Origin of the sequence: Rhizobium lentis (assembly GCF_017352135.1) — a bacterium.
Taxonomy (GTDB): Bacteria; Pseudomonadota; Alphaproteobacteria; order Rhizobiales; family Rhizobiaceae; genus Rhizobium; species Rhizobium lentis.
In genome coordinates, this window is sequence record NZ_CP071454.1 from 2075531 (window position 1) to 2101632 (window position 26102).

The 26102-nt window shown below is 61.8% G+C and carries 32 protein-coding genes and 1 tRNA gene; 18 read left to right on the plus strand and 15 right to left on the minus strand.

From position 1 onward, the window contains the following. Positions 1 to 146: 146 nt before the first annotated feature. A tRNA-Leu gene (locus tag J0663_RS09895) sits at positions 147 to 231 on the minus strand. A gap of 168 nt (positions 232 to 399) precedes the next feature. Here J0663_RS09895 and J0663_RS09900 point away from each other — a divergent pair. Next, a complete protein-coding gene (locus J0663_RS09900) occupies positions 400 to 810 on the plus strand; it encodes a BA14K family protein (protein WP_207244208.1) in 411 nt (136 codons plus the stop codon). Positions 811 to 820: 10 nt separating this feature from the next. Here J0663_RS09900 and J0663_RS09905 read toward each other — a convergent pair whose 3' ends face one another. Further along, on the minus strand, positions 821 to 1114 hold the full coding sequence (locus J0663_RS09905; RefSeq protein WP_088390766.1) for an Rdx family protein: 294 nt from the start codon (positions 1112 to 1114) through the stop codon (positions 821 to 823). A 220-nt stretch (positions 1115 to 1334) separates the two neighbouring features. Between J0663_RS09905 and J0663_RS09910 the strand changes: the two genes are divergently transcribed. After that, positions 1335 to 2072, plus strand: a complete 738-nt coding sequence (locus J0663_RS09910) for a type 1 glutamine amidotransferase (RefSeq protein WP_207244209.1) — start codon at positions 1335 to 1337, stop codon at positions 2070 to 2072. 10 nt (positions 2073 to 2082) lie between these two features. After that, complete coding sequence (locus J0663_RS09915) at positions 2083 to 2631, plus strand: sugar O-acetyltransferase (RefSeq protein WP_207244210.1); 549 nt, start codon at positions 2083 to 2085, stop codon at positions 2629 to 2631. 46 nt (positions 2632 to 2677) lie between these two features. Here the strand turns inward: J0663_RS09915 and J0663_RS09920 are convergent, their stop codons facing one another. Next, positions 2678 to 3106: a winged helix-turn-helix transcriptional regulator gene (locus tag J0663_RS09920; protein ID WP_207244211.1), complete on the minus strand. Its 429-nt coding sequence runs from the start codon at positions 3104 to 3106 to the stop codon at positions 2678 to 2680. A 156-nt stretch (positions 3107 to 3262) separates the two neighbouring features. Between J0663_RS09920 and J0663_RS09925 the strand changes: the two genes are divergently transcribed. Together J0663_RS09925 and J0663_RS09930 are read left to right on the plus strand one after the other, a co-directional pair. Beyond that, positions 3263 to 4654, plus strand: a complete 1392-nt coding sequence (locus J0663_RS09925; RefSeq protein ID WP_246590385.1) for an MFS transporter — start codon at positions 3263 to 3265, stop codon at positions 4652 to 4654. Between the two features lie 92 nt (positions 4655 to 4746). After that, entirely contained in the window at positions 4747 to 5199 is a 453-nt protein-coding gene (locus tag J0663_RS09930; RefSeq protein WP_207244213.1) for a GFA family protein, read from the plus strand. 2 nt (positions 5200 to 5201) lie between these two features. Here J0663_RS09930 and J0663_RS09935 read toward each other — a convergent pair whose 3' ends face one another. From J0663_RS09935 to tenA, 4 genes are all read right to left on the minus strand, one after another. Next, positions 5202 to 5453, minus strand: coding sequence for a CcdB family protein (locus J0663_RS09935; RefSeq protein ID WP_246590400.1), 252 nt, complete (start codon positions 5451 to 5453; stop codon positions 5202 to 5204). A 47-nt stretch (positions 5454 to 5500) separates the two neighbouring features. After that, positions 5501 to 5731 (minus strand): type II toxin-antitoxin system CcdA family antitoxin, encoded by a 231-nt coding sequence (locus J0663_RS09940; RefSeq protein ID WP_207244214.1) that lies wholly within the window; start codon positions 5729 to 5731, stop codon positions 5501 to 5503. 57 nt (positions 5732 to 5788) lie between these two features. Then, positions 5789 to 7621 carry a translation elongation factor 4 gene (lepA, locus tag J0663_RS09945; protein WP_207244215.1) on the minus strand — a complete coding sequence of 611 codons (1833 nt, stop codon included), beginning with the start codon at positions 7619 to 7621 and terminating at the stop codon, positions 5789 to 5791. A 77-nt stretch (positions 7622 to 7698) separates the two neighbouring features. Further along, positions 7699 to 8397, minus strand: a complete 699-nt coding sequence (gene tenA / locus J0663_RS09950; RefSeq protein WP_207244216.1) for a thiaminase II — start codon at positions 8395 to 8397, stop codon at positions 7699 to 7701. A 137-nt stretch (positions 8398 to 8534) separates the two neighbouring features. Here tenA and J0663_RS09955 point away from each other — a divergent pair, with 137 nt between their 5' ends. Both J0663_RS09955 and J0663_RS09960 read left to right on the plus strand, forming a co-directional pair. Next, the gene (locus J0663_RS09955; protein WP_207244217.1) at positions 8535 to 9104 is read left to right on the plus strand and encodes a helix-turn-helix domain-containing protein; all 570 of its coding nucleotides are present in this window, start codon (positions 8535 to 8537) and stop codon (positions 9102 to 9104) included. A 24-nt stretch (positions 9105 to 9128) separates the two neighbouring features. After that, positions 9129 to 9647, plus strand: coding sequence for a GNAT family N-acetyltransferase (locus J0663_RS09960; protein ID WP_207244218.1), 519 nt, complete (start codon positions 9129 to 9131; stop codon positions 9645 to 9647). A 14-nt stretch (positions 9648 to 9661) separates the two neighbouring features. On the opposite strand, the gene J0663_RS09965 is transcribed toward J0663_RS09960, so the two are convergent. After that, positions 9662 to 10273, minus strand: a complete 612-nt coding sequence (locus tag J0663_RS09965) for an HAD family hydrolase (protein WP_207244219.1) — start codon at positions 10271 to 10273, stop codon at positions 9662 to 9664. A gap of 131 nt (positions 10274 to 10404) precedes the next feature. On the opposite strand from J0663_RS09965, the gene J0663_RS09970 reads away from it, so the two are divergent. The 3 genes from J0663_RS09970 (at position 10405) to J0663_RS09980 (ending at position 12973) form a co-directional block, all read left to right on the plus strand. Next, positions 10405 to 11430 (plus strand): histone deacetylase family protein, encoded by a 1026-nt coding sequence (locus tag J0663_RS09970; protein ID WP_207244220.1) that lies wholly within the window; start codon positions 10405 to 10407, stop codon positions 11428 to 11430. A gap of 9 nt (positions 11431 to 11439) precedes the next feature. Next, on the plus strand, positions 11440 to 11988 hold the full coding sequence (gene recX / locus J0663_RS09975; protein ID WP_207244221.1) for a recombination regulator RecX: 549 nt from the start codon (positions 11440 to 11442) through the stop codon (positions 11986 to 11988). Positions 11989 to 12079: 91 nt separating this feature from the next. Next, on the plus strand, positions 12080 to 12973 hold the full coding sequence (locus J0663_RS09980; protein ID WP_207244222.1) for an EamA family transporter: 894 nt from the start codon (positions 12080 to 12082) through the stop codon (positions 12971 to 12973). Here J0663_RS09980 and J0663_RS09985 read toward each other — a convergent pair whose 3' ends face one another. Beyond that, complete coding sequence (locus J0663_RS09985) at positions 12974 to 13441, minus strand: group III truncated hemoglobin (RefSeq protein WP_207244223.1); 468 nt, start codon at positions 13439 to 13441, stop codon at positions 12974 to 12976. 162 nt (positions 13442 to 13603) lie between these two features. On the opposite strand from J0663_RS09985, the gene mbfA reads away from it, so the two are divergent. Continuing rightward, positions 13604 to 14587 (plus strand): iron exporter MbfA, encoded by a 984-nt coding sequence (gene mbfA / locus J0663_RS09990; RefSeq protein ID WP_207244224.1) that lies wholly within the window; start codon positions 13604 to 13606, stop codon positions 14585 to 14587. Positions 14588 to 14859: 272 nt separating this feature from the next. Here mbfA and J0663_RS09995 read toward each other — a convergent pair whose 3' ends face one another. Together J0663_RS09995 and J0663_RS10000 are read right to left on the minus strand one after the other, a co-directional pair. Then, positions 14860 to 15459: a transglutaminase-like cysteine peptidase gene (locus J0663_RS09995; RefSeq protein ID WP_207244225.1), complete on the minus strand. Its 600-nt coding sequence runs from the start codon at positions 15457 to 15459 to the stop codon at positions 14860 to 14862. A gap of 163 nt (positions 15460 to 15622) precedes the next feature. Next, positions 15623 to 16447 carry an alpha/beta hydrolase gene (locus J0663_RS10000; protein WP_207244226.1) on the minus strand — a complete coding sequence of 275 codons (825 nt, stop codon included), beginning with the start codon at positions 16445 to 16447 and terminating at the stop codon, positions 15623 to 15625. A gap of 176 nt (positions 16448 to 16623) precedes the next feature. Between J0663_RS10000 and infC the strand changes: the two genes are divergently transcribed. The 5 genes from infC to pheT all read left to right on the plus strand — a co-directional run bounded on the left by infC (position 16624) and on the right by pheT (position 21831). Beyond that, positions 16624 to 17160, plus strand: a complete 537-nt coding sequence (gene infC, locus J0663_RS10005) for a translation initiation factor IF-3 (protein ID WP_077991295.1) — start codon at positions 16624 to 16626, stop codon at positions 17158 to 17160. A 352-nt stretch (positions 17161 to 17512) separates the two neighbouring features. Further along, positions 17513 to 17716, plus strand: coding sequence for a 50S ribosomal protein L35 (gene rpmI / locus J0663_RS10010; protein ID WP_011423646.1), 204 nt, complete (start codon positions 17513 to 17515; stop codon positions 17714 to 17716). Between the two features lie 39 nt (positions 17717 to 17755). Beyond that, the gene (gene rplT / locus J0663_RS10015; protein WP_097599537.1) at positions 17756 to 18160 is read left to right on the plus strand and encodes a 50S ribosomal protein L20; all 405 of its coding nucleotides are present in this window, start codon (positions 17756 to 17758) and stop codon (positions 18158 to 18160) included. Positions 18161 to 18308: 148 nt separating this feature from the next. Next, positions 18309 to 19391, plus strand: a complete 1083-nt coding sequence (pheS, locus tag J0663_RS10020; RefSeq protein WP_207244227.1) for a phenylalanine--tRNA ligase subunit alpha — start codon at positions 18309 to 18311, stop codon at positions 19389 to 19391. A 16-nt stretch (positions 19392 to 19407) separates the two neighbouring features. Beyond that, entirely contained in the window at positions 19408 to 21831 is a 2424-nt protein-coding gene (gene pheT, locus J0663_RS10025) for a phenylalanine--tRNA ligase subunit beta (protein ID WP_207244228.1), read from the plus strand. Positions 21832 to 21885: 54 nt separating this feature from the next. Here pheT and J0663_RS10030 read toward each other — a convergent pair whose 3' ends face one another. Continuing rightward, positions 21886 to 22245 (minus strand): nuclear transport factor 2 family protein, encoded by a 360-nt coding sequence (locus tag J0663_RS10030; protein ID WP_207244229.1) that lies wholly within the window; start codon positions 22243 to 22245, stop codon positions 21886 to 21888. Between the two features lie 89 nt (positions 22246 to 22334). Further along, positions 22335 to 23330, minus strand: a complete 996-nt coding sequence (locus tag J0663_RS10035) for an aldo/keto reductase (protein ID WP_207244230.1) — start codon at positions 23328 to 23330, stop codon at positions 22335 to 22337. Positions 23331 to 23456: 126 nt separating this feature from the next. On the opposite strand from J0663_RS10035, the gene J0663_RS10040 reads away from it, so the two are divergent. Next, entirely contained in the window at positions 23457 to 24344 is an 888-nt protein-coding gene (locus J0663_RS10040; RefSeq protein WP_207244231.1) for a LysR family transcriptional regulator, read from the plus strand. Between the two features lie 56 nt (positions 24345 to 24400). On the opposite strand, the gene J0663_RS10045 is transcribed toward J0663_RS10040, so the two are convergent. Further along, positions 24401 to 24898, minus strand: a complete 498-nt coding sequence (locus tag J0663_RS10045; RefSeq protein ID WP_207244232.1) for a YciE/YciF ferroxidase family protein — start codon at positions 24896 to 24898, stop codon at positions 24401 to 24403. A gap of 130 nt (positions 24899 to 25028) precedes the next feature. Between J0663_RS10045 and J0663_RS10050 the strand changes: the two genes are divergently transcribed. After that, positions 25029 to 25664 (plus strand): hypothetical protein, encoded by a 636-nt coding sequence (locus J0663_RS10050; RefSeq protein ID WP_207244473.1) that lies wholly within the window; start codon positions 25029 to 25031, stop codon positions 25662 to 25664. Here the strand turns inward: J0663_RS10050 and J0663_RS10055 are convergent. Continuing rightward, entirely contained in the window at positions 25654 to 26097 is a 444-nt protein-coding gene (locus tag J0663_RS10055; RefSeq protein ID WP_207244233.1) for a GNAT family N-acetyltransferase, read from the minus strand. The two genes, J0663_RS10050 and J0663_RS10055, sit on opposite strands and share 11 nt — an antisense overlap. Between the last annotated feature and the right edge of the window lie 5 nt (positions 26098 to 26102).

The window sequence follows — 26102 nt, forward strand, 5'->3', positions numbered from 1 at the left end:
GAGAAATCGAAGCGTGCTCTAAGGGCCGTCCGCCAAGCATCAACGATGCCATCAACAAATGTCGGGATGTCTTGGCAACAAAAACCGCGAAAGTCGGTTTTTCACATTGTTCCGAACCACCTAGGACGGCGGCCTGAAACTGGAAATGGTGCCCAGAAGAGGACTCGAACCTCCACGCCTCGCGGCACAGGTACCTGAAACCTGCGCGTCTACCAATTCCGCCATCTGGGCGACGGAGAGCGATGTAAGGGGGTGGCTCGTGACTGTCAACTGGGTTTTTGAAGTTTTCCTGACAGTCGGTAAAAAACAGGCGATCACATGCGAGGGAGCGGCCGAACGGCAGGCATGGCGCCTCGCTCGGGGGCGCCCTATATAGGGGAGTATCGAAAGGAATGCCTCATGCCTGCCGTCCGCACGCTTCTGCTCGCCGGCCTTTTTGCCGTTTTCGTGCCTGCTATGGCCAGCGCCGATTCGTCGAAGCCGGGTCTCGGGCCGCTCCACACGGGCTCGACGCTCTGCGATTTTCGCGGCTGCTTCGGTTTCGGGCCGCAGCAATGGCATCGTCCCGCCTACGTCCAGCCGAATTACCGTCCGCGCGGCGCGGGGCCGACCTATTACCGGCCGGGTGCCGCCGGGCCGCCGCAGCTGACTTATGACCCGCCGCCGGTGCGCGAGCTGCGGCCGAAGGCGCGCGATCCCAACAAGCATATCGCCTGGTGCACCAATGAATACCGCTCCTACAATCCGAGGACGGATCATTTCCTTACCTATGAAGGCGTTTATAGGGTCTGCCGCTCGCCGTTTCGCTGAGTTGCCGTGATCAGCTTTCGTGCGAGACGCGGTCGACATGGCCGAGATCGCGGCCAGGCTCGATGATATCGCGGACCCGCTGCTTCAGTTCCTTCGGCCCGGGAAAGCCGCCGTCGCGCTTGCGCTCCCAGATAAGGTCGCCATTGACGCGGATCTCGAAATTTCCGCCGGTGCCGGGGATCAGCGCCACTTCGCCGAGACTGTCGGAAAAGGTGCTCAGCAGCTCCTGCGCCATCCAGGCGGCGCGCAGTAGCCAGTTGCATTGGGTGCAGTAAAGGATCGAGATGCGGGCCTTTTCGGTCATGGGGATCTCCTTTCTCTCGCGGTGATTTAAGCCCTACAGCATCGGTCCGAAAATCGGAATCGATTTTCGGAAAGCGCGATGGATCGATTCAAAGTGTCAGAGCGTCCTTTGTGCGTCCAAAAGGACGCATAGCGCGCCGACGCAATCGCGCTTGCGCAAGCATCTTGCGCGCGGTTCTCCGGCATGGTCTCTTCCTGTCGTCGGCCATCGGAAAAAACCTATGCGAGTCGCAGTCGTCGAAAATATGCGCAATACCGGCCTCGGCGCGCTTGCCACGGCGCTCGACGAGGCGGGAGCGGATATCGAATGGTTCCGCGTCTGGCGGGACGGTATCCTGCCGCCAGACATATCCGCCCATGACGCGCTCGTCGTTCTCGGCGGCGAACAGAGCGCGCTGGATGACGAGACGCACCCCTACCTGCCGAAGCTCGCCCGGCTCGCCCGCCGCTTCGGCGATGCCGGCAAGGCGGTGCTCGGCATCTGTCTCGGCTGCCAGATCCTTGCCCGCGCCTATGGCGCCGACAACCATCTCGGTACCGCCCGCGAATTCGGGTGGCACAGGATCGGCGTTACCCCCGAAGGGAGGACAGATCCGCTGCTCTCGGCCCTTGGCAACGATTTCACCATCTTTGAATGGCATGCCGATACGTTTTCGCTGCCCGAGGGCGCTGTCCGTCTCGCCGCCAGCCCCATCGCCGAAAACCAGGCCTTCCGTATCGGCCGCGCCGTCTATGGCACCCAGTTCCATTTCGAAGCCGACATGCGCGTCGTCGAGGAGTGGAAAACCGATTTCCCCGATACGATCGCGCGCGTCGCCCCGGGCTGGCTCGAGAGCCACGCCGAACTCGCGGCAAGACACGGCGCCGCCGCCGATAGCGCTGGGCTCGCCATCGCGCGGGCCTGGGTGGGGCTGATCGAGCGGCAGGAGGCCGGGCTGCTGTCGCCGGCCTCTGCGTGAGGGCCAAGCGATGCCGGCAAGCGAACGCGAAAAGATGGCGGCGGGTGAGTGGTACTGCTGCCTCGACGACGAGCTCGATCTGTTGCGCCGGCAGGCGCGTCTGGCCGTCCATGCCCACAATACAATGCCGCCGGAGGAACGCGGCGCCGCAGCACCTGCCCTGAAGGCGCTCTTTGCCAAGGCCGCGGCCGATATCTTCATCGAGGCGCCGTTTCACTGCTCCTACGGCATCAACATCGTCGTCGGCGAGCGTGTCTATTTCAACGCCGGCTGCACCATCCTCGATTCCGGCCGCGTGACGATCGGCGACCGCTGCATGTTCGGCCCCGGCGTGCAGATCTATTGCGCCGAGCATCACAAGGATCCCGCGCTTCGCAGCACGGGCATCGAAATCGCCCGGCCTGTTGTCATCGGCTGTGACGTCTGGATCGGCGGCAGCGCCATCATCCTTGGCGGGGTGACGATCGGCGATGGAGCGATCGTCGGCGCCGGCGCTGTCGTGACGAAGAACGTGCCGGCAGGCGCTACCGCCGTCGGCAATCCGGCCCGTATCAGGTGACGCCCATCCATCGCGGTACACGACCGGGACAGATATCGTTTGCTGGCTACATACCGTCGACAGCCCGCATATCGTAGCGTTGCCGCGCGGCGATGATGTCCGCCTGGTTCTGTTCGGTCCACAGCACCAGCGAACGGATCGTCTCGTGCAGGGTGCAGCCAAGCGGCGTCAATGCATAATCGACCTTCGGCGGCACGACGGGATAAACGGTGCGCTCGATGATGCCGTCACGCTCCAGGTGCCTGAGCGTCGTCGTCAACATGCGCTGGCTGATGCCGTCGATATTCCTCTTCAGTTCGGTGAAGCGAAGCGTGCGCTTTTCGAGCAGCGCAATGACGAGCAGCGACCATTTGTCGGCGATCCGGTCGAGGATCTGCCGAACCTCGCACTCCTCGCGCGCATCCCATTGCAGGACGTCATAGTCCCTGTCGGTGCTGCAGATGTCACTCGGTGAGTTTGAAGTGCCTTCTTTCATGGCGTCGGATCATGTCCTAACTAAGCTTCGGTTACAAGAGGGAACTGAGGCATGAAAAGTAACTTCGTGCCTCAGCCCCGATGGTTCAGCGCGTCAACCGAAGGAACGGATTCCATGTCCACCCTATCTTCTCCAACCAAAACAGCTGAAGGGCGCATGAGCGCCCGCGCAGCCGGGGCACTGATCGTGCTCTGCGGCGCAATCTTCCTCGAAGGCATCGATGTCGCCATGCTCAACATCGCGCTGCCGGCGATCCGCGCCGATCTCGGCCTGTCGACAACGACGCTCAGCGCCGTCGTCAGCGCCTATGTGCTGGGTTATGCCGGCTTCATGCTGCTCGGCGGTCGCGCCGCCGATATTTTCGGCAAGAAACGCGTATTCCTGACAGCGCTTGCAGTCTTCCTCGCCTTCTCCGGTCTCGGCGGCTTTGCGAGCGAGGGCTGGATGCTGCTTGTCGCCCGCTTCGTTACCGGTGCGGCTTCCGCCTTCATGACACCGGCCGGACTGGCACTCATCACGACCAATTTCCCCGAGGGACCGCAGCGCAACAGGGCGGTGATGATCTACGCGTCAACGGCATCGGCCGGCTTCTCGCTCGGCCTCGTCGCCGGAGGCCTGCTTGCCGCAATCGACTGGCGCTGGGTGTTCTTCGCGCCGGTGGTGCTCGCGGCGATCCTGCTTGCGGTCGGCCCGCGGCTCATTACAGACAGGGACACGGGAAAGGTCCGCGGCAAATTCGATATTCCAGGCGCAATCGCGCTGACCGGCGCCATGCTGCTGGCCGCCTATGGAATCACCCGGCTCGAACATCCGGGCGAGAGCACGGAATGGACGATCATCGTCTTCGCAGCAAGCGCGGTGCTCTGGCTTGCGTTTCTCCTCATCGAGCGCGCTTCGTCCGCCCCGCTCGTGCGTCTCGGCATCCTGCGCTCAGGCGCGTTGATCCGCGCCAATCTTGGCGCCTTGCTGTTTGCCGGCTCGTTTTTCGGCTTCCAGTTCATCGCCTCGCTTTATTTGCAGGAATTGCTTGGCTGGACGCCGATGCAGACGAGCCTGGCGCTGATGGCAATCGGCATCGATGCCGTGGTTGCGCCGATCCTGACACCACGGCTGGTCGCCCGTTTCGGCAATGTTCGCGTCATCCTCGTCGGCTTCCTGCTGGCGCTCGCCTGCTATGGGCTGTTTTCGCGCATGGGCTTCGACTGGACCTATGCCGCGATGTTCCCGTCGATGCTGCTGCTCGGCCTTGCCTTCGCGCTCGGCTACGGCCCGCTGACCATCATTGCGACTGACGGTATCGCCGAAGACGAGCACGGGCTCGCCAGCGGGCTGGTCAACACCGCGATCCAGTTCGGAGCGGCACTTGGCCTTTCCGGCGTCAGCGCCATCGGCGCCTATATGCTGGGTGACGCGATCTCTCCCGAAGCCCGGCTGGAATCTCTGCGCGTGGCGCTTCTGGTGCCGCTCGCCGCCGCTGCGCTTGGCGCGCTCGTCATGGCGACGGGCCTGCGCGACCGTGACGGCTCCCGCCGCCAGGCCGTTGCCTGACAGAACCTGGCAAGGCCATCTCACTCATGGCGTTGCCATCTCGACAGCGGCGAAAGCTCCGCTAGATGAGAAGGCGAAACGGGAGGACAAACATGAGCGAGCGAACACTACCCATGGAGGGCGGCTGCCGTTGCGGCCGGGTGCGGTTGAAGATCAGCGCTCCGCCGCTGCTCACCATGGCCTGCCATTGCACGGGTTGCCAGAAGATGACCGCGAGCGCCTATTCGCTGAGCGCCGCCATTCCCAGCGAGGGCTTCGAAGTCACCAAAGGCGAGCCCGTCATTGGCGGCCTGCATGGCGTCACCAGGCATTACTTCTGCCCGCATTGCATGAGCTGGATGTTCACCCGGCCGGAGGGCATGGACTGGTTTGTCAATCTGCGCGTCACCATGCTCGACGACCCCAGCTGGTTTACGCCCTTCATCGAGACATGGACGCGTGAGAAGCTGGCATTTGCCGAGACCGGTGCGGTGTACAGTTACGAAGCGCTGCCCGAGATGAGTGCCTATGAAGGCCTAGTGAAAGAGTATATGGCGGGGCACTGATCTCAGAAGCCCTGGAAGAGAAAGTCCAGGGCCGCGATGATGGTATCGCGTTTATCAGATAGATCGGCGACGACTTTTCCTATTTCGGTGGTCGGGATGGATGCCATGCGCTGAGTGGCCATGACATAGACTTCGCCCTCAATGGAAAAGCGTGGGTTCAATCGCGAGATCGACCAGCCCAGTTCCTGCACTGAATGCAATGGAACCATGACTCGCGAAGGCAGATCGTCAAGCAGATTGGCTTGAACGTCGATGGCCGGGACATCCCCGCTCTTAAGGCGCTAGACGTGAAAGCGCGTCATCAAAACTGACGGTACTTGGCAAACGGCAAACCGTGCTTTTCGACGTTTTCATTTTCCAGCCGGATAGCCTCGGCGTTTTCGATACGCCACAGCCGCTCGCGCTCCGCCTTTATCGCTTTGGCGATACCATCCTCCGCCGCCCGCGATATGTTGATCTGGAGTTCGCGCGCCTGGGAGACGAGACCTTCGTCCAGAGAGAGGTTTGCTGCTTTCCTTACGCGCTGAGCCATACGATCTCCTTGATCTCATGCGCAGATCAGATGCGCATGAGATGTTGTTGGAAAGCGTTATTCGTCGCCCATCTTGAGCGCGGCGATGAAGGCTTCCTGCGGGATCTCCACCTTGCCGAACTGGCGCATGCGCTTCTTGCCTTCCTTCTGCTTGTCCAGAAGTTTGCGCTTGCGGGTGGCGTCGCCGCCGTAGCACTTGGCCGTCACGTCCTTGCGCAGCGCCGAGATGGTTTCGCGGGCAATCACGTTGCCGCCGATCGCCGCCTGGATCGGGATCTTGAACATGTGCTTCGGAATCAGCTCCTTCAGCCGCTCGCACATGTCGCGGCCGCGCTTTTCGGCTGCGGTGCGATGCACGAGCATCGAGAGGGCATCGACCGGCTCGCCGTTGACGAGGATCGACATCTTCACGAGGTTGCCTTCGCGATAGCCTTCCATGTGATAGTCGAAGGATGCATAGCCCTTCGAGATCGATTTCAGCCGGTCGTAGAAGTCGAAAACGACTTCGTTGAGCGGCAGTTCATAGGTCACCATCGCGCGGGTGCCGACATAGGTCAGTTCGGTCTGGATACCGCGGCGGTCCTGGCAGAGCTTCAGGATGCCGCCGAGATAGTCGTCCGGCGTCATGATCGTCGCCTTGATCCACGGTTCGCGGATTTCGGCAATCTTGACGACATCGGGCATGTCGGCCGGGTTGTGCAGCTCGCGCTCGCTGCCGTCGGTCATCGTCAGCTGATAGACGACGGAGGGGGCGGTGGCGATGAGGTCGAGATCGAACTCGCGCTCGAGGCGCTCCTGGATGATTTCGAGATGCAAGAGACCGAGGAAGCCGCAGCGGAAGCCGAAGCCGAGCGCGGCAGAGGATTCCATTTCGAAGGAGAAGGAGGCGTCGTTGAGGCGAAGCTTGCCCATGGCGGCGCGCAGATCTTCGAAATCGGCGGCATCGACTGGAAACAGGCCGCAGAAGACGACCGGTTGCGCCGGCTTGAAGCCCGGCAGGGCTTGCGCGGTCGGGCGCTTGTCCTCGGTGATCGTATCGCCGACGCGCGTATCGGCCACTTCCTTGATCGAGGCGGTGATGAAGCCGATCTCGCCGGGGCCGAGGCTGTCGACATTGACCATCTTCGGCGTCAGCACGCCGACGCGCTCCACCTGGTATCTGGCGTCGGTGCCCATCATGCGGATCGTCTGGCCCTTGGTCAGCACGCCGTCGATGATGCGCACGAGAACCATGACGCCGAGATAGGTGTCGTACCAGCTGTCGACGAGCAGCGCCTTCAGCGGCGCCTTTTCACCGCCGGGGCTCTTCGGCGCCGGCAGCTTGTGGACGATCGCTTCCAGCACGTCGGGAATGCCGAGGCCGGTTTTGGCCGAGATCAGCACGGCCTCGGAAGCGTCGATGCCGATCACTTCCTCGATCTGTTCCTTGATACGGTCGGGTTCGGCCGCCGGCAGGTCGATCTTGTTGAGCACGGTGACGAGCTCGTGGTCGTTGTCGATCGCCTGGTAGACGTTGGCGAGCGTCTGCGCTTCCACGCCCTGGGAGGCGTCAACGACCAGCAGCGAACCTTCGCAGGCCGACAGCGACCGCGAAACTTCATAGGCGAAGTCGACGTGTCCGGGCGTGTCGATCAGGTTGAGAACATATTTCTCGCCGTTATTTGCCTGGTAGTGCAGGCGCACGGTCTGGGCCTTGATGGTGATCCCACGTTCGCGCTCGATTTCCATATTGTCGAGCACCTGCTCGGACATTTCGCGCTCGGCAAGGCCGCCAGTCGTCTGGATCAGCCGGTCGGCCAGCGTCGATTTGCCGTGGTCGATATGGGCCACGATCGAAAAGTTGCGGATATGGGACAGCGGAGTGGTCGAATTGGTGCTCATGCGCGCCATATAGCAGCGCCGCCCCCTGCCGCAAAGCGGTAATTATCCCGGAAATTACGCTATTTTGCCGGTCCGAGGCGGGGGTGTCAGACCGGCCACGTTTCCAGCCGCCAGGCTGAATCCCAGAACATCCACTCATATTGCGAGGCGCGCACGAAGACATCGCTCATCTCGGCGCGCTCAGCCGGCGACGCGGCGCGTGCGGCGATGTCGGTGAGCGCAATCACCTCGCGGGCGCCGGCGGCAAACTGCGGATCGCCATAGGTGTTGATCCAGGCCTGGAAGGCATTGCCGGGGATGGCCGGCCGGTTTTTGATCGCTTCGCCGACATGCCAGTAGATCCAGAAGCAGGGAAGGATGGCCGAAAGTGCCACCGCATAGGATCGGTGATAGGCTGTGGCGAGCAGGAAATTCGTATAGGCAAAGCAGGCGGGCGAGGGCTCGGCAGCCGTGACCTCCTCGGACGTGATGCCGAACTGGGTGAGGAAGCCGGCATGCAGGCCCTGCTCGACGACAATCGCCTTCTGCGCTGAGCCGAGGAAGCGCAGCACCTGCGCATTGTCGGGCGCCTTGGCTGCGACGATGGCGAGGCATCGCGCATAGTGCTTCAGATAAATTGCGTCCTGCAGGATATAGTGCCGGAACACTTCGGGCGGCAGCGTCCCGTCGGAAAGCCGCCGCAGCAACGGCAAGGCTTCGATTTCAGCCATGATGGGGGCGATACTGTCCCAGGCGGCGGCCGTGAAGCTTCGCGTCAGTTCGGTGCTCTGCGTGCTGGCGTCCATCGTGCTCTCCTTCGGCGATTGCGCTGCCATATATCGACGCTGCGGCGGCAAAAACAAGGCTGATTGTCTCGCTGCCCAAGCGCTTGATTCCATCATCAGATCATGTATTTCTCTTATGGTGGAATAATGGATCGATAATGGAACAGCAACTCGAACAGGCAATCGGCATCCGCATTCGCACGCTGCGACAGGAAAAGGGCCTGACGCTGGATGAGCTTGCCGCGGCTTCCGGCGTCAGCCGGGCAATGATCTCGCGCATCGAGCGGGCGGAAGCGAGCCCGACCGCCTCGCTGCTGGCAAGGATCTGCGCCGCGCTCGGCCTGTCCTTGTCGGCTTTCTTCGCGCAAGAGGGGCGGCAGGCCTCACCGCTGGCGCGCCGACAGGACCAGCAGGTCTGGCGCGATCCGGAAACCGGCTATCTCAGGCGCGCGGTATCGGCGCCCGGCGCCGCCTCGGCGGTCGATATCGTCGAAGTCGAATTTCCAGCCGGCGCGCGCGTCAGTTTCCCGCCGCATGCCGCTTCCCATGGCATGATGCAGCATGTCTGGCTGTTCGACGGCGAGCTGGAGATGACGGCCGGTGACGCGGTCTATCGGCTGCGTCCGGGTGATTGCCTCTTCATGCCAGTCGGCGAAGGCCATTCCTTTCATAATCCCGGCAACGCGCCGGCGCGCTATTGCGTCGTGCTCGATCGCGGCGGCCGATAACAACATTCATTTCAGGAGAAGAACATGCCTGACATTCGCACCCTTTCCGCCGAGGAGGCCCGTGCCGCCATTCCCGATCTTTCGCAGGTACTGGCCGATTGCGTCACCGGCGGCGCATCTGTCGGTTTCATGCAGCCCTATGGGCCTGAGGATGCCGCGCCTTACTGGCGCGATGTTGCCGATGCGGTGGCTGGCGGGATCAGCCTGCTGCTGGTCGCCGAGCTCGATGGCCGGATCGTCGGCACGGTGCAGGTAGGGGCGGCGCAGATGCCGAACCAGCCGCATCGCGGCGATCTGAAGAAGCTCTTGGTGCATCGTTCCGCCCGCGGGCGCGGCCTTGCCCGGCTGCTGATGGAGGCCGCCGAGCGCGAGGCGGCGAAGTGCGGCAAGACGCTGCTCGTGCTCGACACGGCAACCGGCAGCGATGCCGAGGCGATCTATCCGCGCCTCGGCTGGCAGCGCGTCGGCGTCATCCCCGATTATGCGCTGTGGCCGGAAGGCGGCTTCTGCGACACCACCCTGTTCTACAAGCGGCTCGCCTGAATGCGCCTCACCGCCTATGCCCATTTTGTGAATATGGGAAGCGCACGGGCCAGTGTCGCGCCCGCCGTCCATTGCACCGCGTGCCAGCCGAACTGCCCTGCCGCTTCGACATTCGCCGCCATATCGTCGATGAAGGCGATCTCCTCGGGCTGGACCCCGGCGCGTTCGGTCGCCAGCCGGAAAAAGTCAGGTGAGGGTTTGCTGTGCCCGAGTGCTGCGGAATAGATGATATCGTCGAAATGCGCGCCAAGGCCAGCCCGCTCCATCAGGTAGCGCGCCCGCCGATGCTCCTGATTGGTCGCCAAGAAGAGCGTGACTCCGCTTTGCCTGAGAGCGCCGAGCTCTTCCAGCAGGTTGCGATCGAGCCGGGAATCGTTTTCGAACCAATAGTCGATCAGTGCTGTGGCGTTGAGATGGGGCGCGATATCCGTTAGTACGCTGGCAAGCCTTGGCTCCAGCGCCTCCCGGCCGATGATGATGTCGCCCCAATGGGTCTGGAAGAATGCCTGCTGCAGCAGCTCGGGTCGCAGACCAAGATCGCGCTCGAGATACGTGAAGTGGGGCAGCCCGTCGGTCGGCCGACCGTGAATGAGCACGCCGTCGACATCGACCATCAGCACTTTCATGCGAAATTTTCCTTCGGTCTCAAAACGTTGCGAAGGTGAAGTCATCCGCCTTGACGATCAAGGGCGCCGCGCCGGCTTTTTTGTCGCGTCCGACCCATGTAAGTCTGAACTTTCAATCAAGGACGAATCCAATGCGCGTCATCTACTCCGAGGACCACAGGCTGCGCGATGCCAGAACCGAGCTTTACGCCGGCCAGCTGGTGACGCCCTTCGAGGCGCCGTTCCGGGCCGAATGGATCCTGGCGGCGGTCAAGGAGGCGGGTTTCGCCGATGTCGTTGCACCTGATGCAGACGGGCTGGAAACGGCGCTAAAGGTGCATGATCCCGTCTATCTCGATTTTCTCGCCACCGTCTGGGATCGCTGGGTCGCCGCCGGCTTCGAGGGTGAGGCGATCGCAAATTCCTTCCCGGTCCGCCGCACCAGCCAGCGTGTGCCTGACAACATCGTCGGCGCGATCGGCCATTACGCCAATGCCGCCGATACCTCGATCACCAAGGGTTCCTACGAGGCTGCGATCGCCTCGATGCGCTGCGCCATTACGGGCGCCGATTGGCTGAATGCCGGCAATCGTTTCGCCTTCGCGCTTTGCCGCCCGCCCGGTCACCATGCCGGCATCGACCTCTTCGGCGGCTATTGCTTCATCAACAATGCGGGTGTGGCGGCCCAGCGTCTCATTGATCATGGTGCAAAGAAGGTCGCCGTGCTCGATGTCGATTTCCATCATGGTAACGGCACGCAGGATCTCTTCTATCACAGAGGTGATGTCTTCACCGCCTCGCTGCATGGCGATCCCATGTTTGCCTTTCCCTATTTCCTCGGCCATGCCGACGAAGAGGGCGAAGGGGAGGGCACTGGCGCCAACCGCAACTACCCGATGCCGCCTCATACGCCTTGGGAGGTCTGGTCTTCAGCCCTTGCCGATGCTCTTGTTCGCATCAAGGCTTTCGGCGCGGAAGCGATCGTCTTGGCGCTCGGCGTCGATACGTTCGAGCGCGACCCAATCTCGTTTTTCCAGCTGAAATCGGAGGACTTCATCCGCATGGGGGAGGTGATCTCCGCCGCAGGCCTGCCCGTCGTCACGTGCATGGAGGGCGGTTACGGCGTGCCGGAAATTGGGCTCAACGTCGCCAATGTCCTCAAAGGTCTGGAAGCCTGATTTCTGCCGATGACCGACGAGACCGTTGCATCCGATATCCCGACGTCACGCATGCTGAGCTGGGTGCGCAACTCCGCCATCTATCGGCTCGAGCGGCGGATGATGACGGAAAAACAGCTCACCGACGCCATCACCCGCAAGGCGAAGGAGAAGTTCGAGGATATCAGCGCGGCGCAAATCAAGGCCGTTGCCGATTTCGCCGTGAAATTTGCCTATGACAACAGGCTACTCGACGACAGCGCCTATGCGGAGATCAGCACACGTTCTGCCGTGCGCGGCGGCAAATCGAAGCGGGCCATCGCACAGAAGCTTGCGGTGAAGGGCGTCTCCAGCGACAAGGTCGAAGCCGCCCTTGAGGAGGCTGACGATCTCTATGCCGCCGCGATATTTGCCCGCAAACGCGCCTTCGGTCCCTTCCGCCGCGTCGAGCTTGACGAAAAGCGAAAGGCCAAGGAGCTCTCGGCCTTCGCCCGCAACGGCTTCAGCTTCGAGATCGGCAGGAAGGTCTTTGAAATGAGTTTTGAGGACGCCGAAGAAGTCATCCTCGCTGGCCGCTGATGCATAAGGCCTTTTGCTGCCGCGATCAGAAGTTTGAATTTGTCGCTCCTGAGCCGTCTTCGTAAGAAGAGCGCACAATTGGGGGGCGGGTATGGAAGAAAAGGCAAATGCCGGAGCGGGCACGCTGACCGCAGAGGCGTCGACAGCATTCGGAGGCGTGGCGGCCGGCGGGCTGTTGTGCCTCCTGTCCATGTCGTCGATCCAGTTCGGCGCGGCACTCTCATCTTCCGCTATCACCACATATGGACCGGCCGGCGCCAGCTGGCTACGCCTCGCTTTTGCGGCCATCATTCTCGCCGTTGTCGTGCGGCCGCGCATCGTCAGCTATAACAGGGCGCAATGGACGAGTGCTCTGGTTCTCGGCGCGACGACGGCGCTGATGACCATGAGCTTCTTTGCGGCGATCGAGCGCATTCCGCTCGGTCTTGCCGTGGCGATCGATTTTCTCGGTCCGCTTTCCGTTGCGACCATCGGCTACGGTCTCAGCCGGCGTCTTGTCTGGCCCCTCATTGCGGCACTTGGTGTTCTGGCCCTCGCTCATGACGGTGACGGCTGGGTCGGCGATGTCGCGGGTATTCTCTTTGCGCTCGGCGCGGGAACCGGCTGGGCGATCTATATCGTGCTGACCAAAAAGATCGGTGCGAGTTTCAAGGGGCTGGAAGGGCTGTCCATGTCGCTGGTGGTCGCCGCTCTTGTCGCGACACCCTTCGGCTTCGTCGGCGCCGTGCCGAAGCTCGATGCCTACGGCCTGATTGAAATGGCGGGTCTTGCCGTTCTCGTGCCGCTGTTGCCCTACACGCTTGAGCTGATTGCCTTGCGGCGCATGCCGACAGCCTCCTTCGGCATTCTCATGAGCCTCGAACCGGCCATCGCGGCCATCGCAGGTTTTGTCATTCTGGTCCAGCCGATGACATTGCTGCAGATGGCTGGAACTGCCCTGGTCGTTGCCGCAAGCGCGGGTGCGACCTTTTCCGCAAGGCAGTGATCAGCCGGCTTTTTTCGCCGGGTCGTCGAGAGCTGGATTATAGAACAGCGACAGCGTCAGGCTTTTGGCGATGCGTTCGGCGGTCGCCATGAACCAGGCCTTGGCCTCCGGCGACGGGGCGACATCGTCGAGCGTTGCGGCAAACAGCAACAGCCACTTTGGAAAGAGATCCGACGTCAGGTTTGCCACACCGGTATGCGCCTGCACCGGCTTGCCGCCATAGGCGCCGCTGCGGAAGGCGACGGCCGACCAGAAGCTCTTCATCTTCTGCATATGCTCCGGCCAGCGGCCGGAGAGCTTGGCGTCGAAGACGGGGCCGAGATCGGGGTGCTGAAGCACGCGCCCGTAGAAAGTCTCCACCAGCCTGTCTATGAAGGCCTCGTCGACGCCCATCGCCCGCATCTCTGCCTCCGCCCTTTCGCGGATCGCCGCGACATGGGCAGGGCGACCCTGAATGTCATTGTCCATCATAAACCCCGGCGCCGCAGGATGCGGCAGCCCCCATATAGGCCTTTACGGCCGCGAACCAAAGCCGCTTGCGGCAATCTGTCAACGGTTAGCGCCCGGCCACTTGACCACCATCGCCGCGCTCTCTAGATTTAGAATAATTCTAAATTATTGGAGAAGTTCATGCTGGCGCGGTTTTTCAGGTCGCCGAAACGATCTTTTGAGTCACTCTCCGAGCAGGAGATTCTCGCCCTTGCGATTGCCTCCGAGGAAGACGACGCCCGCATCTATCTGGCCTATGCCGATAGGCTGCGCCCTGAGTTTCCGGCTTCGGCCAAGGTCTTCGAGGATATGGCCGAGGTCGAGGACACGCACCGCAAATCGCTGTTCGAAATCCACCGCCAGCGTTTCGGCGAGCGTATCCCGCTGATCCGGCGCGAGCATGTGCAGGGCTTTTACGAGCGCAAGCCGGACTGGCTGAGAGCCAACCTGTCACTCGATGCGATGCGGCAGGAGACTGAGGCGATGGAGGAGCAGGCCTATCGTTTTTATGTCGAGGCGGCAAAGCGCACCACCGACGCCTCGACGCGTGAGCTTCTCGGCGACCTCGCACTCGCCGAACAAGGGCACGAAGACATCGCCCGCATGCTTGGCGACAAACATACGCCTGAGGATATCAGGCACGACGAGGACGAGACCGCGCACCGGCAATTCGTGCTGACCTATGTGCAGCCGGGCCTTGCCGGCTTGATGGACGGCTCTGTCTCGACGCTGGCGCCGATCTTTGCCGCCGCCTTCGCAACCCAGGATACATGGCAGACCTTCCTCGTCGGTCTTTCCGCCTCCGTCGGCGCCGGCATCTCGATGGGCTTCACCGAGGCCGCCCATGACGACGGCAAGATCTCCGGCCGGGGCTCGCCGATCAAACGTGGCCTTGCCTGCGGCATCATGACGGCGCTCGGCGGCCTTGGCCATGCGCTGCCCTATCTGATCCCTCATTTCTGGACGGCGACGATCACCGCCGCCATCATCGTCTTCTTCGAACTCTGGGCAATCGCCTTCATCCAGAACCGCTACATGGAAACCCCCTTCCTGCGCGCCGCCTTCCAGGTGGTGCTCGGCGGCGGCCTGGTCCTCGGCGCCGGCATCCTGATCGGGAATGGGTGAGGAGCGGTCGGCGAATCCGAGCAATCGATCCAGTGAATCGATTGCAGCGACGAACGCCCTGAGCCAAAGCGAAGGGCCGGGAGACGGTGCGGCATACAACGGATTACACACGGCACAGCGAGCAGCCCTCCTCGTCGCGCGGGCCTTGCCCTTAACTCACGCCCAAAGCGCGAACGTATCGAGCGTAAGCTAACGGCGGCAGCCATCTTCCCAAAAGCAAAAGGCCGGCAAAATCGCCGGCCTTTCCCCCCGCATCATCCCCCTTGAAGTCCTTAACGCAACGCGCCAACCAGGACGTCGCGGCCGTTCTCGATGGTGACCCAGCGGCCGGCATTGTAGCTCGACTGGCGCTTGACGAAGGAATATGGCGTCGCAAACCACGGCTTGACGTCGGCGGCGAGATTGTCGAGCACAAAATCGCCCTCGGCGGTGCGCAGCGTCAAGACGGCATGGCCTTCACCGTCAGGCTTGCGCACGACGGTCATCAGCAGGTCGGCGGCCGAAAAGCCGCGCTGGATCAGCATGCGGCGCTTCAAGAGCGCGAAATCCTCGCAGTCGCCGGCGGTGGTCGGATAGGCCCAGACCTCGTCCTTGCCGTAGATTTCCTTATCGGTCATCGGCGTAATCGTGCGATTGACCGTGGCATTGAGCGAACGGACGAGCGACCATTTGGCCGGGGTCATCTCGGCCGGTCCAGCATTGCGGTTTGCGCCGCATTCACTGCTGTGGATCTGACAGAAATCGTAATGACCGATCGGTTGGGAGGTGGCGTTGCCTGTTACCATGGAAGCATTTCTGCTTGGAGCTGGGATGGCGGCAGTCGCCATCACAAACACGGCCATCATGGCCACAAAGATACCTTTGATCCGCACGCCCGCTCTTTCCTCGATCGCCCCTAATTATTAACAAATTGTTAATGGAGACGGCCGAGAAGAGTCAATCGTTACTTCTTGGGAGAGCCTTGCGACGCGCCAACATGGTTAAAATGCAACGGGTTGGCGGCTTGCGTTAGGGGATTTTCTCGGTCGGTGCTGTTCAAATGGGCATCTGCATATTTGTTGATGAACGAATGATGCCTTTGACGGCGCTGAGGAGAAGGGCGATATCGCCCGGGCGGGAAAGGCGGTGGTCGCCATCGCGGATGAAGGTCAGCACCACGTCGTCGGCGGGAAGGTGCTCCAGAAGCTTCATCGCGTGCGCATGCGGCACGTCGGGATCTTTCATGCCCTGGAGGATATGCACTGGGCAGCCCGTCTCGATCATGCCGTCGAGCACCCGGTTTTTGCGCCCGTCCTCGATCAGTGCCTGTGTATAGACGTTCGGTTCCGGGCTGTATTGCGAGCGCTCTTCGAAGTAGCCGCGTTCGGCCAGCGACTTGCGTTCCTTGGCCTTGAGATTGGGTTCGATCAGTTCGGAGGTGAAATCGGGCGCCGGGGCGATCAGGACCATGCCGGCGAGCTTCGGGCCGCCCTGTCGCGCAAGTTCCTGCGCCAGGCGGAGCGCAATCCAGCCCCCCATCGAGGAGCCGACGAGAATGATACGCTCGGGCGCGACATGGCGGATGACGGCAAGGGCCTCCTCCAGCCAGCGCGAGATGGTTCCGTCGTGGAAGCTGCCGCCGGAAAGCCCATGGCCGGAATAGTCGAAGCGGATACAGGCGACGCCGAGTTCGGCCGCCAAACCGTCAAGCTCCACTGCTTTTGTGCCGCTCATGTCGGAACGGTAGCCGGATAACCAGACGAGCGCCGGTGCGTCGTTGCCGGGCTGCGCCGGGCGGACGATGAGGGCGACCTCGCGCGCCGCTTCGCCCTCGCCGACCGTCAGGAATTGCGGCGCGGGATTGAGCATCTGATCGGACATCGGTCAACTCCTGTTGTTTTGGCCTATAAAACAGATTCTTGGCAGGCTGACAGCAGGTGATTTTTCCGCTAAAGGATGATATTGACTCCGTTGCAGCGATGACGAGATAAGTTTGCGCACCCTGACCGGGAGCGCGCGGCTGCAACGTTCCGAAACAACGCGAGGAGAATACGACCATTCGCAGACCTTTTAAGACCGATGCGCCCGTGAAGGACGGACCGCGCTCGAATCGTGAAATCCGCATTCCCAAAGTTCAGCTGATCGCGGCTGACGGACAGAATATGGGCATCGTGCCCACCGACCAGGCCTTGAGAATGGCAGAAGAAGCCGGCCTCGATCTTGTCGAAATTTCCCCTAATGCCGAACCGCCGGTGTGCAAGATCCTCGATCTGGGCAAGCTGAAATACGCCAACCAGAAGAAGGCTGCCGAGGCGCGCAAGAAGCAGAAGATTGTCGAAGTCAAAGAAATCAAGATGCGCCCGAACATCGACACTCATGATTATGAGGTGAAGATGAAGGCGATGGGCCGCTTCTTCGACGAGGGTGACAAGGTCAAGGTGACCCTGAAGTTCCGCGGCCGCGAAATGGCTCACCAGGAACTCGGCATGAAGCTTCTGCAGCAGGTCAAGGCCGATACGACCGAAATCGCCAAGGTGGAGGCCGAGCCCAAGCTCGAAGGCCGTCAGATGATGATGGTGCTGGCGCCGAAGTAAGCGCCAGACACTTTTTCGCCCAAGGCCGTCCGCAAGGGCGGCTTTTGTGCTTTCGGCTTTGTTTTATGCATGTCTGCGGTCCCGGAACCGCTGCGCACGGCCGGTCGACATGCATGGCCGAAGATTCCTCCGCAGCCCCGTTGCACTTTCATGACGCTGCGGTTATAAGCGCGCGTCCGAACTGACCGGCAGGGCATGCCGTGGCAGTTTCGAATGCTTGCGGGACGGTTCGTCGCCGATCCCGCAGATCAACAACAAACGCTCCCGCACCTTGTTGCGACGACCGGAGAACCGGACTTCGCAAGGAGGGCTTTTTGATGAAGCGCGCAGGGAGGACAGAAGGAGTAGCAAAATGCCCAAGATGAAGACGAAGTCCGCTGCCAAGAAGCGGTTCAAGATCACCGCGTCAGGCAAGGTCAAGGCGGCTGCCGCTGGCAAGCGCCATGGCATGATCAAGCGCACGAACAAGTTCATTCGCGATGCCCGCGGCACGATGGTTCTCGCAGAACCCGATGGCCGCAAGGTCGTGAAGAACTATCTGCCGAACGGTCTCTGAGACTATTCCGGTAACGCGTTAGATTAAGGAGATCATGAAATGGCACGTGTAAAAAGAGGCGTCGCTGCCCACGCCAAGCACAAGAAGGTTCTGAAGCAGGCCAAGGGCTTCTACGGCCGCCGCAAGAACACCATCCGTACCGCAAAGGCTGCCGTCGATCGCGCCAAGCAGTACGCTTACCGCGACCGCAAGGTCAACAAGCGCAACTTCCGCGCCCTCTGGATCCAGCGCATCAACGCCGCTGTCCGCGAATTCGGCCTGACCTACGGCCGCTTCATCGACGGCCTGAACAAGGCCGGCATCGAGGTCGACCGCAAGGTTCTCTCCGATATGGCAATCCACGAGCCGGAAGCATTCGGCGCGCTGGTTGCTGCCGCCAAGAAGGCCCTTGAATATCTCAAGGACACCGGCACGGCGAACGAGTTTGAAGGCGCGGTTCGGTAACCAGCGCTTCCCAAGCTTGACGCTTTTTTGAATTTTGGGAAACCCGCGCTGGTTTGGGCTGGCGCGGGTTTTTCTTTCTCTGTACTCCTTGCGCCGGCCTCTCCAGCCTGCCTTTCGAACGCCGCCTGATCTGGACGGAAAGAAGACAATGTCAGATATCGACCAGCTTAAATCTTCCTTGCTTGCCGAAATTTCCGCCGCTGGTGATGAGCCCGCGCTCGAGGCCGTGCGCGTGTCCGCCCTCGGCAAGAAGGGCTCGGTCTCCGAGCTCTTGAAGACGCTCGGCGCCATGACGCCGGAGGAACGCCAGACCCGGGGCGCGGCGATCAACGCCTTGAAGAACGAGGTGACGGACGCCATCACCGAGCGCAAATCGGTGCTGAAGATGGCGGCGGTCAATGCCCGTCTTAAGGCCGAGACGGTCGATGTCAGCCTGCCGGTGCGCTCCTCGCCCGCCGAGCGCGGCCGCATCCATCCAATCAGCCAGATCGTCGACGAGATCACCGCGATCTTCGCCGACATGGGCTTCTCGATCGCCGAAGGTCCCGATATCGAGACCGACTACTACAATTTCACGGCACTGAATTTCCCGGAAGGCCATCCGGCCCGCGAGATGCACGACACCTTCTTCTTCAATCCGGATGAGAATGGTGAGCGCAAAGTGCTGCGCACGCACACCTCGCCGGTGCAGGTGCGGACGATGGAGACACAGAAGCCGCCGATCCGCATCATCATCCCCGGCAAGACCTACCGCCAGGACTCTGATGCCACGCATTCGCCGATGTTCCATCAGGTCGAAGGCCTCGTCATCGATAAGAAGGCCAATGTCGCCAGCATCCGTTGGGTGCTGGAAGAATTCTGCAAGACCTTCTTCGAGGTCGATAGCGTGACGATGCGTTTCCGCCCGTCCTTCTTCCCCTTCACGGAGCCCTCGTTCGAGGTCGATATCCAGTGCGACCGCTCCGGCCCAATCGTCAAGTTCGGCGAAGGCACCGACTGGATGGAGATCCTCGGCTGCGGCATGGTCCACCCGAACGTGCTGCGCTATGGCGGGCTCGATCCGGATGAATATCAGGGTTTTGCCTGGGGCATGGGCCTCGATCGCATCGCCATGCTGAAATACGGCATGCCCGACCTGCGCGACTTCTTCAATGCCGACGTCCGCTGGATGACGCATTACGGCTTCCGCCCGCTCGACATGCCGACGCTGTTCGGCGGCTTGAGCGCTTGAACGGAGAATTGGGACGATGAAATTCACGCTCTCCTGGCTGAAAGAGCATCTCGAAACGGATGCCACGCTGGATGAAATCTGCGCCCGTCTCACCGAGATCGGGTTGGAAGTCGAGGATGTCGACGACAAGGCGGCGTTCAAGCCCTTCGTCATCGCCAAGGTTCTTACGGCGGAAAAACATCCGCAGGCCGATCGCCTGAAAGTGCTGATGGTCGATACCGGATCCGGCGCGCCGGTTCAGGTCGTCTGCGGCGCTCCGAATGCGCGCGCCGGCCTCGTCGGCGCCTTCGCCGCTCCTGGAACCTACGTTCCCGGCATCGAGGTGACGCTTGCCGTCGGCAATATCCGTGGCGTCGAAAGCCGCGGCATGATGTGCTCCGAAAAGGAGCTGCAGATCTCCGACAATCATGACGGCATCATCGATCTGCCGGAGGATGCGCCGGTCGGTCAGAGCTATGCCAGCTACGCCCGTCTCGACGACCCCGTCATCGAGATCAACCTGACGCCGAACCGGCCGGACTGCACCTCGATCCACGGCATCGCCCGCGATCTTGCCGCCTCCGGTCTCGGCACGCTGAAGACGCGCCCCGCGCCGTCCTTCGCCGTTGAAGGCGAGACGCCGGTCAAGCTGACGATCGATCTCGATGATGCCAGGCTCTGCCCCGGTTTCGCGTTACGGCTTGTGCGCGGCGTCAAGAACGGCCCGAGCCCGCGCTGGATGCAGCAGCGGCTCACTGCCATCGGCCTGCGTCCGATCAATGCGCTTGTCGATATCACCAATTACATGACCTTCGATCAGGGCCGCCCGATCCACGTCTTCGATGCCGCCAAGATCAAGGGCAACCTGACGGTGCGCCGCGCAAGGGAAGGTGAGACCGTGCTGGCGCTCGACCAACGCGAATACAAGCTCGGCCCGAACAATGTCGTCATATCAGATGAAGAGGGCATCGAATCGATCGGCGGCATCATGGGCGGCGAACACTCCGGCTGCGATGAGAACACCGTCGACGTGCTGATCGAATCCGCTCTTTGGGATCCGATGAATATCGCCAAGTCGGGCCGCAGCCTCGGCATCATCACCGATGCCCGCTACCGCTTCGAACGCGGCGTCGATCCGGAATATATGGTTCCCGGCCTCGAACGCACGACGGAGTTGGTGCTGGAACTCTGCGGCGGCAGAGCCGCCGGGGCCGAGATCGTCGGCTATAAGGGTTACCAGCCGAAGGTCGTCGATTTCCCCTATTCCGAGGTCAAGCGCCTGACCGGCCTTGAAATCTCGACGGAGGAAAGCAACACGATCCTGACGCGTCTCGGCTTTGCGGTCTCCGGCTCCGGTGAGCGCGTCTCCGTTGCCGTTCCCTCGTGGCGCCCCGATGTCGATGGCAAGGCTGATCTCGTCGAGGAGGTCATGCGCATCCACGGCGTCGACAATATCAAGCCGGCGCCGCTCGAAAGCCATGCGGCCGTCAACGGCAGGATCCTGACGACGCTGCAGATTCGCACCCGCGTCGCCAAGCGAGCGCTCGCCGCACGCGGCATGCTCGAGGCGGTCAGCTGGTCCTTCATTCCGGAGGATCACGCCAAGCTGTTCGGCGGCGGTTCGCCAGCCCTCAAACTTGCCAATCCGATTGCCGCCGAAATGTCGGACATGCGCCCGTCTTTGCTGCCGGGTCTGCTGACCGCGGCGCAGCGCAATGCCGACAAGGGTTATGCCGACGTCGCTATCTTCGAGGTCTCCGGCACCTATGAAAACGACCGGCCGGAAGGTCAGCGGCGGGTCGCCGGCGGCATCCGCCGCGGCACCGCATCGCTCGCCGGCGCCGGCCGCATGTGGTCGAATGCCGCCAAGGGCGGCGGCAAGCCGGTCGATGTCTTCGACGCCAAGGCCGATGCACTCGCCGTCATCGAAGCCTGTGGCCTGCCTATGGGCAATATCCAGATCGAGCAGGGCGGCCCGGAATGGTATCATCCCGGCCGCTCCGGCACGATCAAGATGGGGCCGAAGGTGGTGCTCGGCTATTTCGGCGAATTCCATCCGCTGACGCTGGAAGCGCTCGATGTCGGCGGAGCCGTCTGCGGCTTCGAAGTCTATCTCGACGCCATGGCCGAGCCGAAGAAGAAAGCGACCCGCACCAAGCCGGCGCTCGATCTCTCGCCGTTCCAGGCCGTCAAGCGCGACTTCGCCTTCGTCGTCGACAAGACGGTGGAAGCCGGCGCGATCGTCAAGGCTGCGACCGGCGCCGACCGCAAGCTGGTCACCGGCGTCAATGTCTTCGACATCTTCGAAGGCGCATCGGTCGGCGAGGGCAAGAAGTCGGTGGCGATCGAGGTTCAGATCCAGCCGGTCGATCGCACGCTGACGGACGAGGATTTCGAGGCGCTGACGCAGAAGATCGTGGCGAGCGTCACGAAATTCACCGGCGGCGTTCTCAGAAGCTGAGCTTGATCCGTCCCTGCAAATAGAACGGACCGGTCGCGCAAGCGGCCGGTCCTTTCATGTGTGCAGATGATAGAGTTTGCTGACGATCACCCATCGTCCTTCGATCTTCAAGAGCGAGAGATAGTCGGTGAAGCGCATTCCGGCGAAGTCGTCGGTGACCTTGACGCTCGCCGCGTCGCCTTCGACATCGACGCTCTGGATATCCATGAAGGGCTGGGTGCCGGGCGGGGCGGGCTCCTCCGCCAGGATCGCGGCGATGAATTCGTCCCGCGTCAACCATTCGACGGCATCCTGGTAATAGCCGATGATCGAGCTTTTCGGGTGAAAGGCTTTCTTCAAGGCTGCCGCATTGGCGAAGGCCATGCCTTCGACATAGAGATGAACCGTCTGCTCGACTGCCTGCCTGTCCGACATGTTTTCATCCCGTTCTCCGAGATGCCGTTAGATAGTTGAGCCGGCCGCGAAGGCAAGCCCGGCCACTGTCGCAGCCGCGCTTCTTTCGATTACAAATTCGTCATTGCAAGCGAGGCGTCCGAATAGCGCTTGCCGGCCACCCGCCAGGCTGGGATGGCATTGTCCAATTGCTCGAGTTCCTCCGCGCTGAGCTCAATGTCGGCGGCCGCAACGTTCTGTTCGAGATGATGGAGCTTGCGGGCGCCGGGGATCGGCACGATGTCGTCGCCCCGGCTGAGGACCCAGGCCAGCGCCAGCTGTGCCGCCGTTACGCCTTTGACGGCCGCAAGCTGCTCGAGCGCTGCGACGAGAGCGGCATTGGCGTCGAAGTTCTCTGCCTGGAAACGCGGCACCTGCCGGCGGAAATCGTCGGCGGCAAGATCGTCGGCTTTGCGGATCGCACCCGTCAGGAAACCGCGCCCGAGCGGGCTGTAGGGCACGAAGCCGATGCCAAGTTCGCGGCAGGTGGCCAGCACATCTTCCTCGGGATCACGCGTCCACAGCGAATATTCGCTCTGCAGGGCTGCGATCGGATGGACTGCATGGGCGCGGCGGATGGTGGCGCTGCCGGCTTCCGACAGGCCGAGGGCGCGAACCTTCCCTTCCCTAACCAGTTCGGCCATGACGCCGACCGTCTCCTCGATCGGCACGTTGGGGTCGACCCGGTGCTGATAGAGCAGATCGATGGTCTCGATGCCGAGGCGTTTCAGCGAAGCCTCGGCCACCTCCCGCACATGGCTCGGTCGGCTGTCGACGCCGGCGATGGCGGCAGCGCCGGCCTGAGCGGTATCGATCTTGAAGCCGAATTTGGTGGCGATCACCACGCGGTCGCGGAACGGCTTCAGCGCCTTTCCGAGAAGAAGCTCGTTGGTGAAGGGACCATAGACTTCGGCAGTGTCGAACAAGGTGACGCCGAGATCGACGGCGCGATTGAGCGTCCTGATCGATTCTTGTTCGTCACTGGCGCCATAGGCAAAGCTCATGCCCATGCAGCCGAGCCCGACGGCCGAGACGGTCAGTTCGTTTCCGAGTTTCCGGGTTTTCATGATGCGCTCCTTTTCTGAGCTGATGAACCGCTGGAATGAATTGTCACGGTACCGGCAACCATATCGCCACGATATCGATCAGAAAATACATGCGGTTTCAAACAAGCTGTTCTATCATTTCGATCAATGAACAGGACTCAGCTCTCCCAACTCGCCGTTCTTGCCGCGGTCTCGGAGCATCGCAGCTTCCGGGCCGCGGCGAAGGAACTCCTCGTCGCGCCGTCGGCCGTCAGCCATGCGATTTCCAGTCTCGAGGAAAGCCTGGGTGTCAGGCTTCTGGCCCGCACCACCCGCAGCGTCGCCCCGACGGAGGAGGGCCGCCTGCTGCTCGAAAGACTGCGGCCGGCGCTCGAGGAGATTGGCGTTGCCTTGGAGGCCGTCCGCGATACGCGCAGCAAGCCCGCCGGAAATCTGCGCATATCAGCGCCGCGCTTCGCCTCCGATATTCTGCTCGCCCCGCGCCTCGGTGACTTCCTCAACCTCTATCCGGATATCACCCTGGAGATCGCCAATGAGGACGGCTTCACCGATATCGTCAAGGAGGGGTTCGATGCCGGCATCAGGCTGGAGGAAAGCCTGGAAGCCGATATGATCGCGGTCAGGATCTCACCCAAGCTGACGACGGTGATCGCCGCGTCACCCGAATATTTCGAGCGTTATCCGAAGCCGGAGCATCCGCGCGATCTCGTGGGCCACCGCTGCATCAAGCGGCGTTTCACCAACGGTTCGATCTATCGCTGGGAGTTCGAGAAGGACGGGCAGGAGCTCATCGTTGCTGTCGACGGGCCGCTTGTTGTCAGCGAGGACCGGCTGGCCCTGCTTGCGGCGCTGAACGGCGCCGGCCTTGCCTATCTCTTCGACATGCGGGTGCATACCGAACTTGCGGCAGGCAGGCTGGTGCGGGTGCTGGAGGATTGGTGTGCGCCTTATCCCGGCCCGTTCGTCTACTATCCGAGCCGGCGGCAGATACGTCCGGCACTGCGGGCCTTCATCGATTTTTTCAGATATGTCTAAAGGAATACGGGCGGCCGCTAGGTATGGAGCCTCAGGCCGCCCGTCGTCATAATGGGTCAGGCAGCCCTAGCCTTCTGGTTTGCCGCCGTCGTGGCGAGCTGTGAGAGGGTCTTGTCGGTGGCAGTTTCCTCCTGCAGCGTCTGGTCGAGCAGGGCGACGACGTCCTTGAGGCCGAGCGTCGCTGCCCAGGTCTTCAATGTGCCGTAGCGGGCGATTTCATAGTGCTCGACGGCCTGGGCGGCGGAAATCAATCCGGCATCCAGCGCCGGCGTGCCTTTGAATTCTTCCATGATGTCTTCGCCCTCGGCAATGACGCCCTGGATCGCCTCGCAGGTCTTGCCCTGAGCGCGCTTGCCGATCTTCTCGAAAACCTGCTGCAGGCGCTCGACCTGGGCTTCGGTTTCCTCGAGGTGTTTCTGGAAACCCGCCTTCAGTTCGGAGGACTGAGCGGCGCGCGCCATCTTCGGCAGGGCACGCAATATCTGCCGCTCGGCAAAATAGATGTCCTTGAGCGTATCGTAGAAGAGATCTTCCAACGTCTTTTCCTTGGCCATTGTCTCCATCCTTGTTTTGGGAAAGACCGCGAATGCGGCGACACATTAAGAAGCACAGATCGCGCTATTTGTTCCCGATCGATTTCGGGTGGACGGGAAAACCGGTCCGGGCAATCATCCTGCCGCCGACATGGAGGAAGAAAAGATCGTGCGAAAGCCAGGATCGATGAAAGGTCTCGAGGATCTCGGTCGCGTGCGGTTGTCGCAAAACTTCTTCTTTCGCGATTTCCTGCATTCCGAAATCGCCGATTTCTATCGTATCCCCAACATTCCTGAGGATCCTGATCTCGCGATCGAGGCGGGCAGGCGGCTTTGCGAGGAACTGCTGGAGCCGCTGGAAGCGACGTTCGGGCGTCTGCATATCCGTTCCGGCTACCGCTCGCCTGAGGTCAACCGATTCGGCAACGAAAATGACCTCAACTGTTCGACCAATGCCGCCACATCAGCGCACCACATCTGGGATATCAGGGATTTCGACGGCTGCATGGGCGCGGCAGTCTGCATCGCCGTCCCATGGATGATCGACCACTATAGCGATGAAGGCGACTGGCAGCGGCTTGCCTGGTGGATCCATGACCATCTGCCCTACGCCTCGCTCTGCTTCTTCCCGAAGCTCTGGGCTTTCAACATCCAGTGGCACGAACGGCCGAAGCGGGTGATCCAGAGCTATGTCAGGCCGCGAGGCATCCTGACCAAGCCAGGCATGGCCAATTGGGACGGCGATCATTCCGAATGGTACGACGGCTTTCCGGTTTTCAGAAGCTGATGCGGTAGCGGATGTGACCGTCGCTTTCGACATAGCTGTCGTAGAGCGCGCGGGCCGTTTTGTTCCGCTCGCTCGTATGCCAGTAGAGCCGCGCCCAGCCCTTTGTCTTGCAGAGTGCGATGAGATCGTCCATCAGCGCTCTTCCGACGCCCTGGCCACGCGCAGCCGGATCGACGAAGAGGTCTTCGAGATAACAGTCGTTGGTACGGATCCACGTGCCCTCATGCGTGAGATAGAGCGCAAAGCCCATCACCCTGCCATCGATTTCAGCAACGCGCATGGCGATTGCCGAGGCTGGATCGAAGGCTCGGCGCCATGTGGCATCGGTGATATCGGCATCGACCGTGACCTCGTAGAAGGCGAGGTAGGCGGTCCAGAGCTCGCGCCAGCGCTTCTCGTCTTCGGGGCTGGCTTCGCGGATTGTCACGGTCATGGGTG

Excerpts from the sequence above, each read along its gene's own strand:
- J0663_RS09955 (WP_207244217.1), top strand. The coding sequence starts at position 8,535 with ATGGAACAGCAACTCGAACAGGCAATCGGCATCCGCATTCGCACGCTG.
- J0663_RS09925 (WP_246590385.1), top strand. The coding sequence starts at position 3,263 with ATGAGCGCCCGCGCAGCCGGGGCACTGATCGTGCTCTGCGGCGCAATC.
- J0663_RS09930 (WP_207244213.1), top strand. The coding sequence starts at position 4,747 with ATGAGCGAGCGAACACTACCCATGGAGGGCGGCTGCCGTTGCGGCCGG.
- rpmI (WP_011423646.1), top strand. The coding sequence starts at position 17,513 with ATGCCCAAGATGAAGACGAAGTCCGCTGCCAAGAAGCGGTTCAAGATC.
- recX (WP_207244221.1), top strand. The coding sequence starts at position 11,440 with ATGACCGACGAGACCGTTGCATCCGATATCCCGACGTCACGCATGCTG.
- J0663_RS10035 (WP_207244230.1), bottom strand. The coding sequence starts at position 23,330 with ATGAAAACCCGGAAACTCGGAAACGAACTGACCGTCTCGGCCGTCGGG.
- J0663_RS09960 (WP_207244218.1), top strand. The coding sequence starts at position 9,129 with ATGCCTGACATTCGCACCCTTTCCGCCGAGGAGGCCCGTGCCGCCATT.
- J0663_RS09910 (WP_207244209.1), top strand. The coding sequence starts at position 1,335 with ATGCGAGTCGCAGTCGTCGAAAATATGCGCAATACCGGCCTCGGCGCG.
- J0663_RS09905 (WP_088390766.1), bottom strand. The coding sequence starts at position 1,114 with ATGACCGAAAAGGCCCGCATCTCGATCCTTTACTGCACCCAATGCAAC.
- tenA (WP_207244216.1), bottom strand. The coding sequence starts at position 8,397 with ATGGACGCCAGCACGCAGAGCACCGAACTGACGCGAAGCTTCACGGCC.
- J0663_RS10050 (WP_207244473.1), top strand. The coding sequence starts at position 25,029 with ATGGAGGAAGAAAAGATCGTGCGAAAGCCAGGATCGATGAAAGGTCTC.
- J0663_RS09965 (WP_207244219.1), bottom strand. The coding sequence starts at position 10,273 with ATGAAAGTGCTGATGGTCGATGTCGACGGCGTGCTCATTCACGGTCGG.
- J0663_RS09940 (WP_207244214.1), bottom strand. The coding sequence starts at position 5,731 with ATGGCTCAGCGCGTAAGGAAAGCAGCAAACCTCTCTCTGGACGAAGGT.
- J0663_RS09985 (WP_207244223.1), bottom strand. The coding sequence starts at position 13,441 with ATGGACAATGACATTCAGGGTCGCCCTGCCCATGTCGCGGCGATCCGC.
- J0663_RS10030 (WP_207244229.1), bottom strand. The coding sequence starts at position 22,245 with ATGTCGGACAGGCAGGCAGTCGAGCAGACGGTTCATCTCTATGTCGAA.
- J0663_RS09915 (WP_207244210.1), top strand. The coding sequence starts at position 2,083 with ATGCCGGCAAGCGAACGCGAAAAGATGGCGGCGGGTGAGTGGTACTGC.
- J0663_RS09900 (WP_207244208.1), top strand. The coding sequence starts at position 400 with ATGCCTGCCGTCCGCACGCTTCTGCTCGCCGGCCTTTTTGCCGTTTTC.
- J0663_RS10000 (WP_207244226.1), bottom strand. The coding sequence starts at position 16,447 with ATGTCCGATCAGATGCTCAATCCCGCGCCGCAATTCCTGACGGTCGGC.
- pheS (WP_207244227.1), top strand. The coding sequence starts at position 18,309 with ATGTCAGATATCGACCAGCTTAAATCTTCCTTGCTTGCCGAAATTTCC.
- pheT (WP_207244228.1), top strand. The coding sequence starts at position 19,408 with ATGAAATTCACGCTCTCCTGGCTGAAAGAGCATCTCGAAACGGATGCC.
- J0663_RS09970 (WP_207244220.1), top strand. The coding sequence starts at position 10,405 with ATGCGCGTCATCTACTCCGAGGACCACAGGCTGCGCGATGCCAGAACC.
- mbfA (WP_207244224.1), top strand. The coding sequence starts at position 13,604 with ATGCTGGCGCGGTTTTTCAGGTCGCCGAAACGATCTTTTGAGTCACTC.
- J0663_RS10055 (WP_207244233.1), bottom strand. The coding sequence starts at position 26,097 with ATGACCGTGACAATCCGCGAAGCCAGCCCCGAAGACGAGAAGCGCTGG.
- lepA (WP_207244215.1), bottom strand. The coding sequence starts at position 7,621 with ATGGCGCGCATGAGCACCAATTCGACCACTCCGCTGTCCCATATCCGC.
- J0663_RS09920 (WP_207244211.1), bottom strand. The coding sequence starts at position 3,106 with ATGAAAGAAGGCACTTCAAACTCACCGAGTGACATCTGCAGCACCGAC.
- rplT (WP_097599537.1), top strand. The coding sequence starts at position 17,756 with ATGGCACGTGTAAAAAGAGGCGTCGCTGCCCACGCCAAGCACAAGAAG.
- J0663_RS10045 (WP_207244232.1), bottom strand. The coding sequence starts at position 24,898 with ATGGCCAAGGAAAAGACGTTGGAAGATCTCTTCTACGATACGCTCAAG.
- J0663_RS10040 (WP_207244231.1), top strand. The coding sequence starts at position 23,457 with ATGAACAGGACTCAGCTCTCCCAACTCGCCGTTCTTGCCGCGGTCTCG.
- J0663_RS09980 (WP_207244222.1), top strand. The coding sequence starts at position 12,080 with ATGGAAGAAAAGGCAAATGCCGGAGCGGGCACGCTGACCGCAGAGGCG.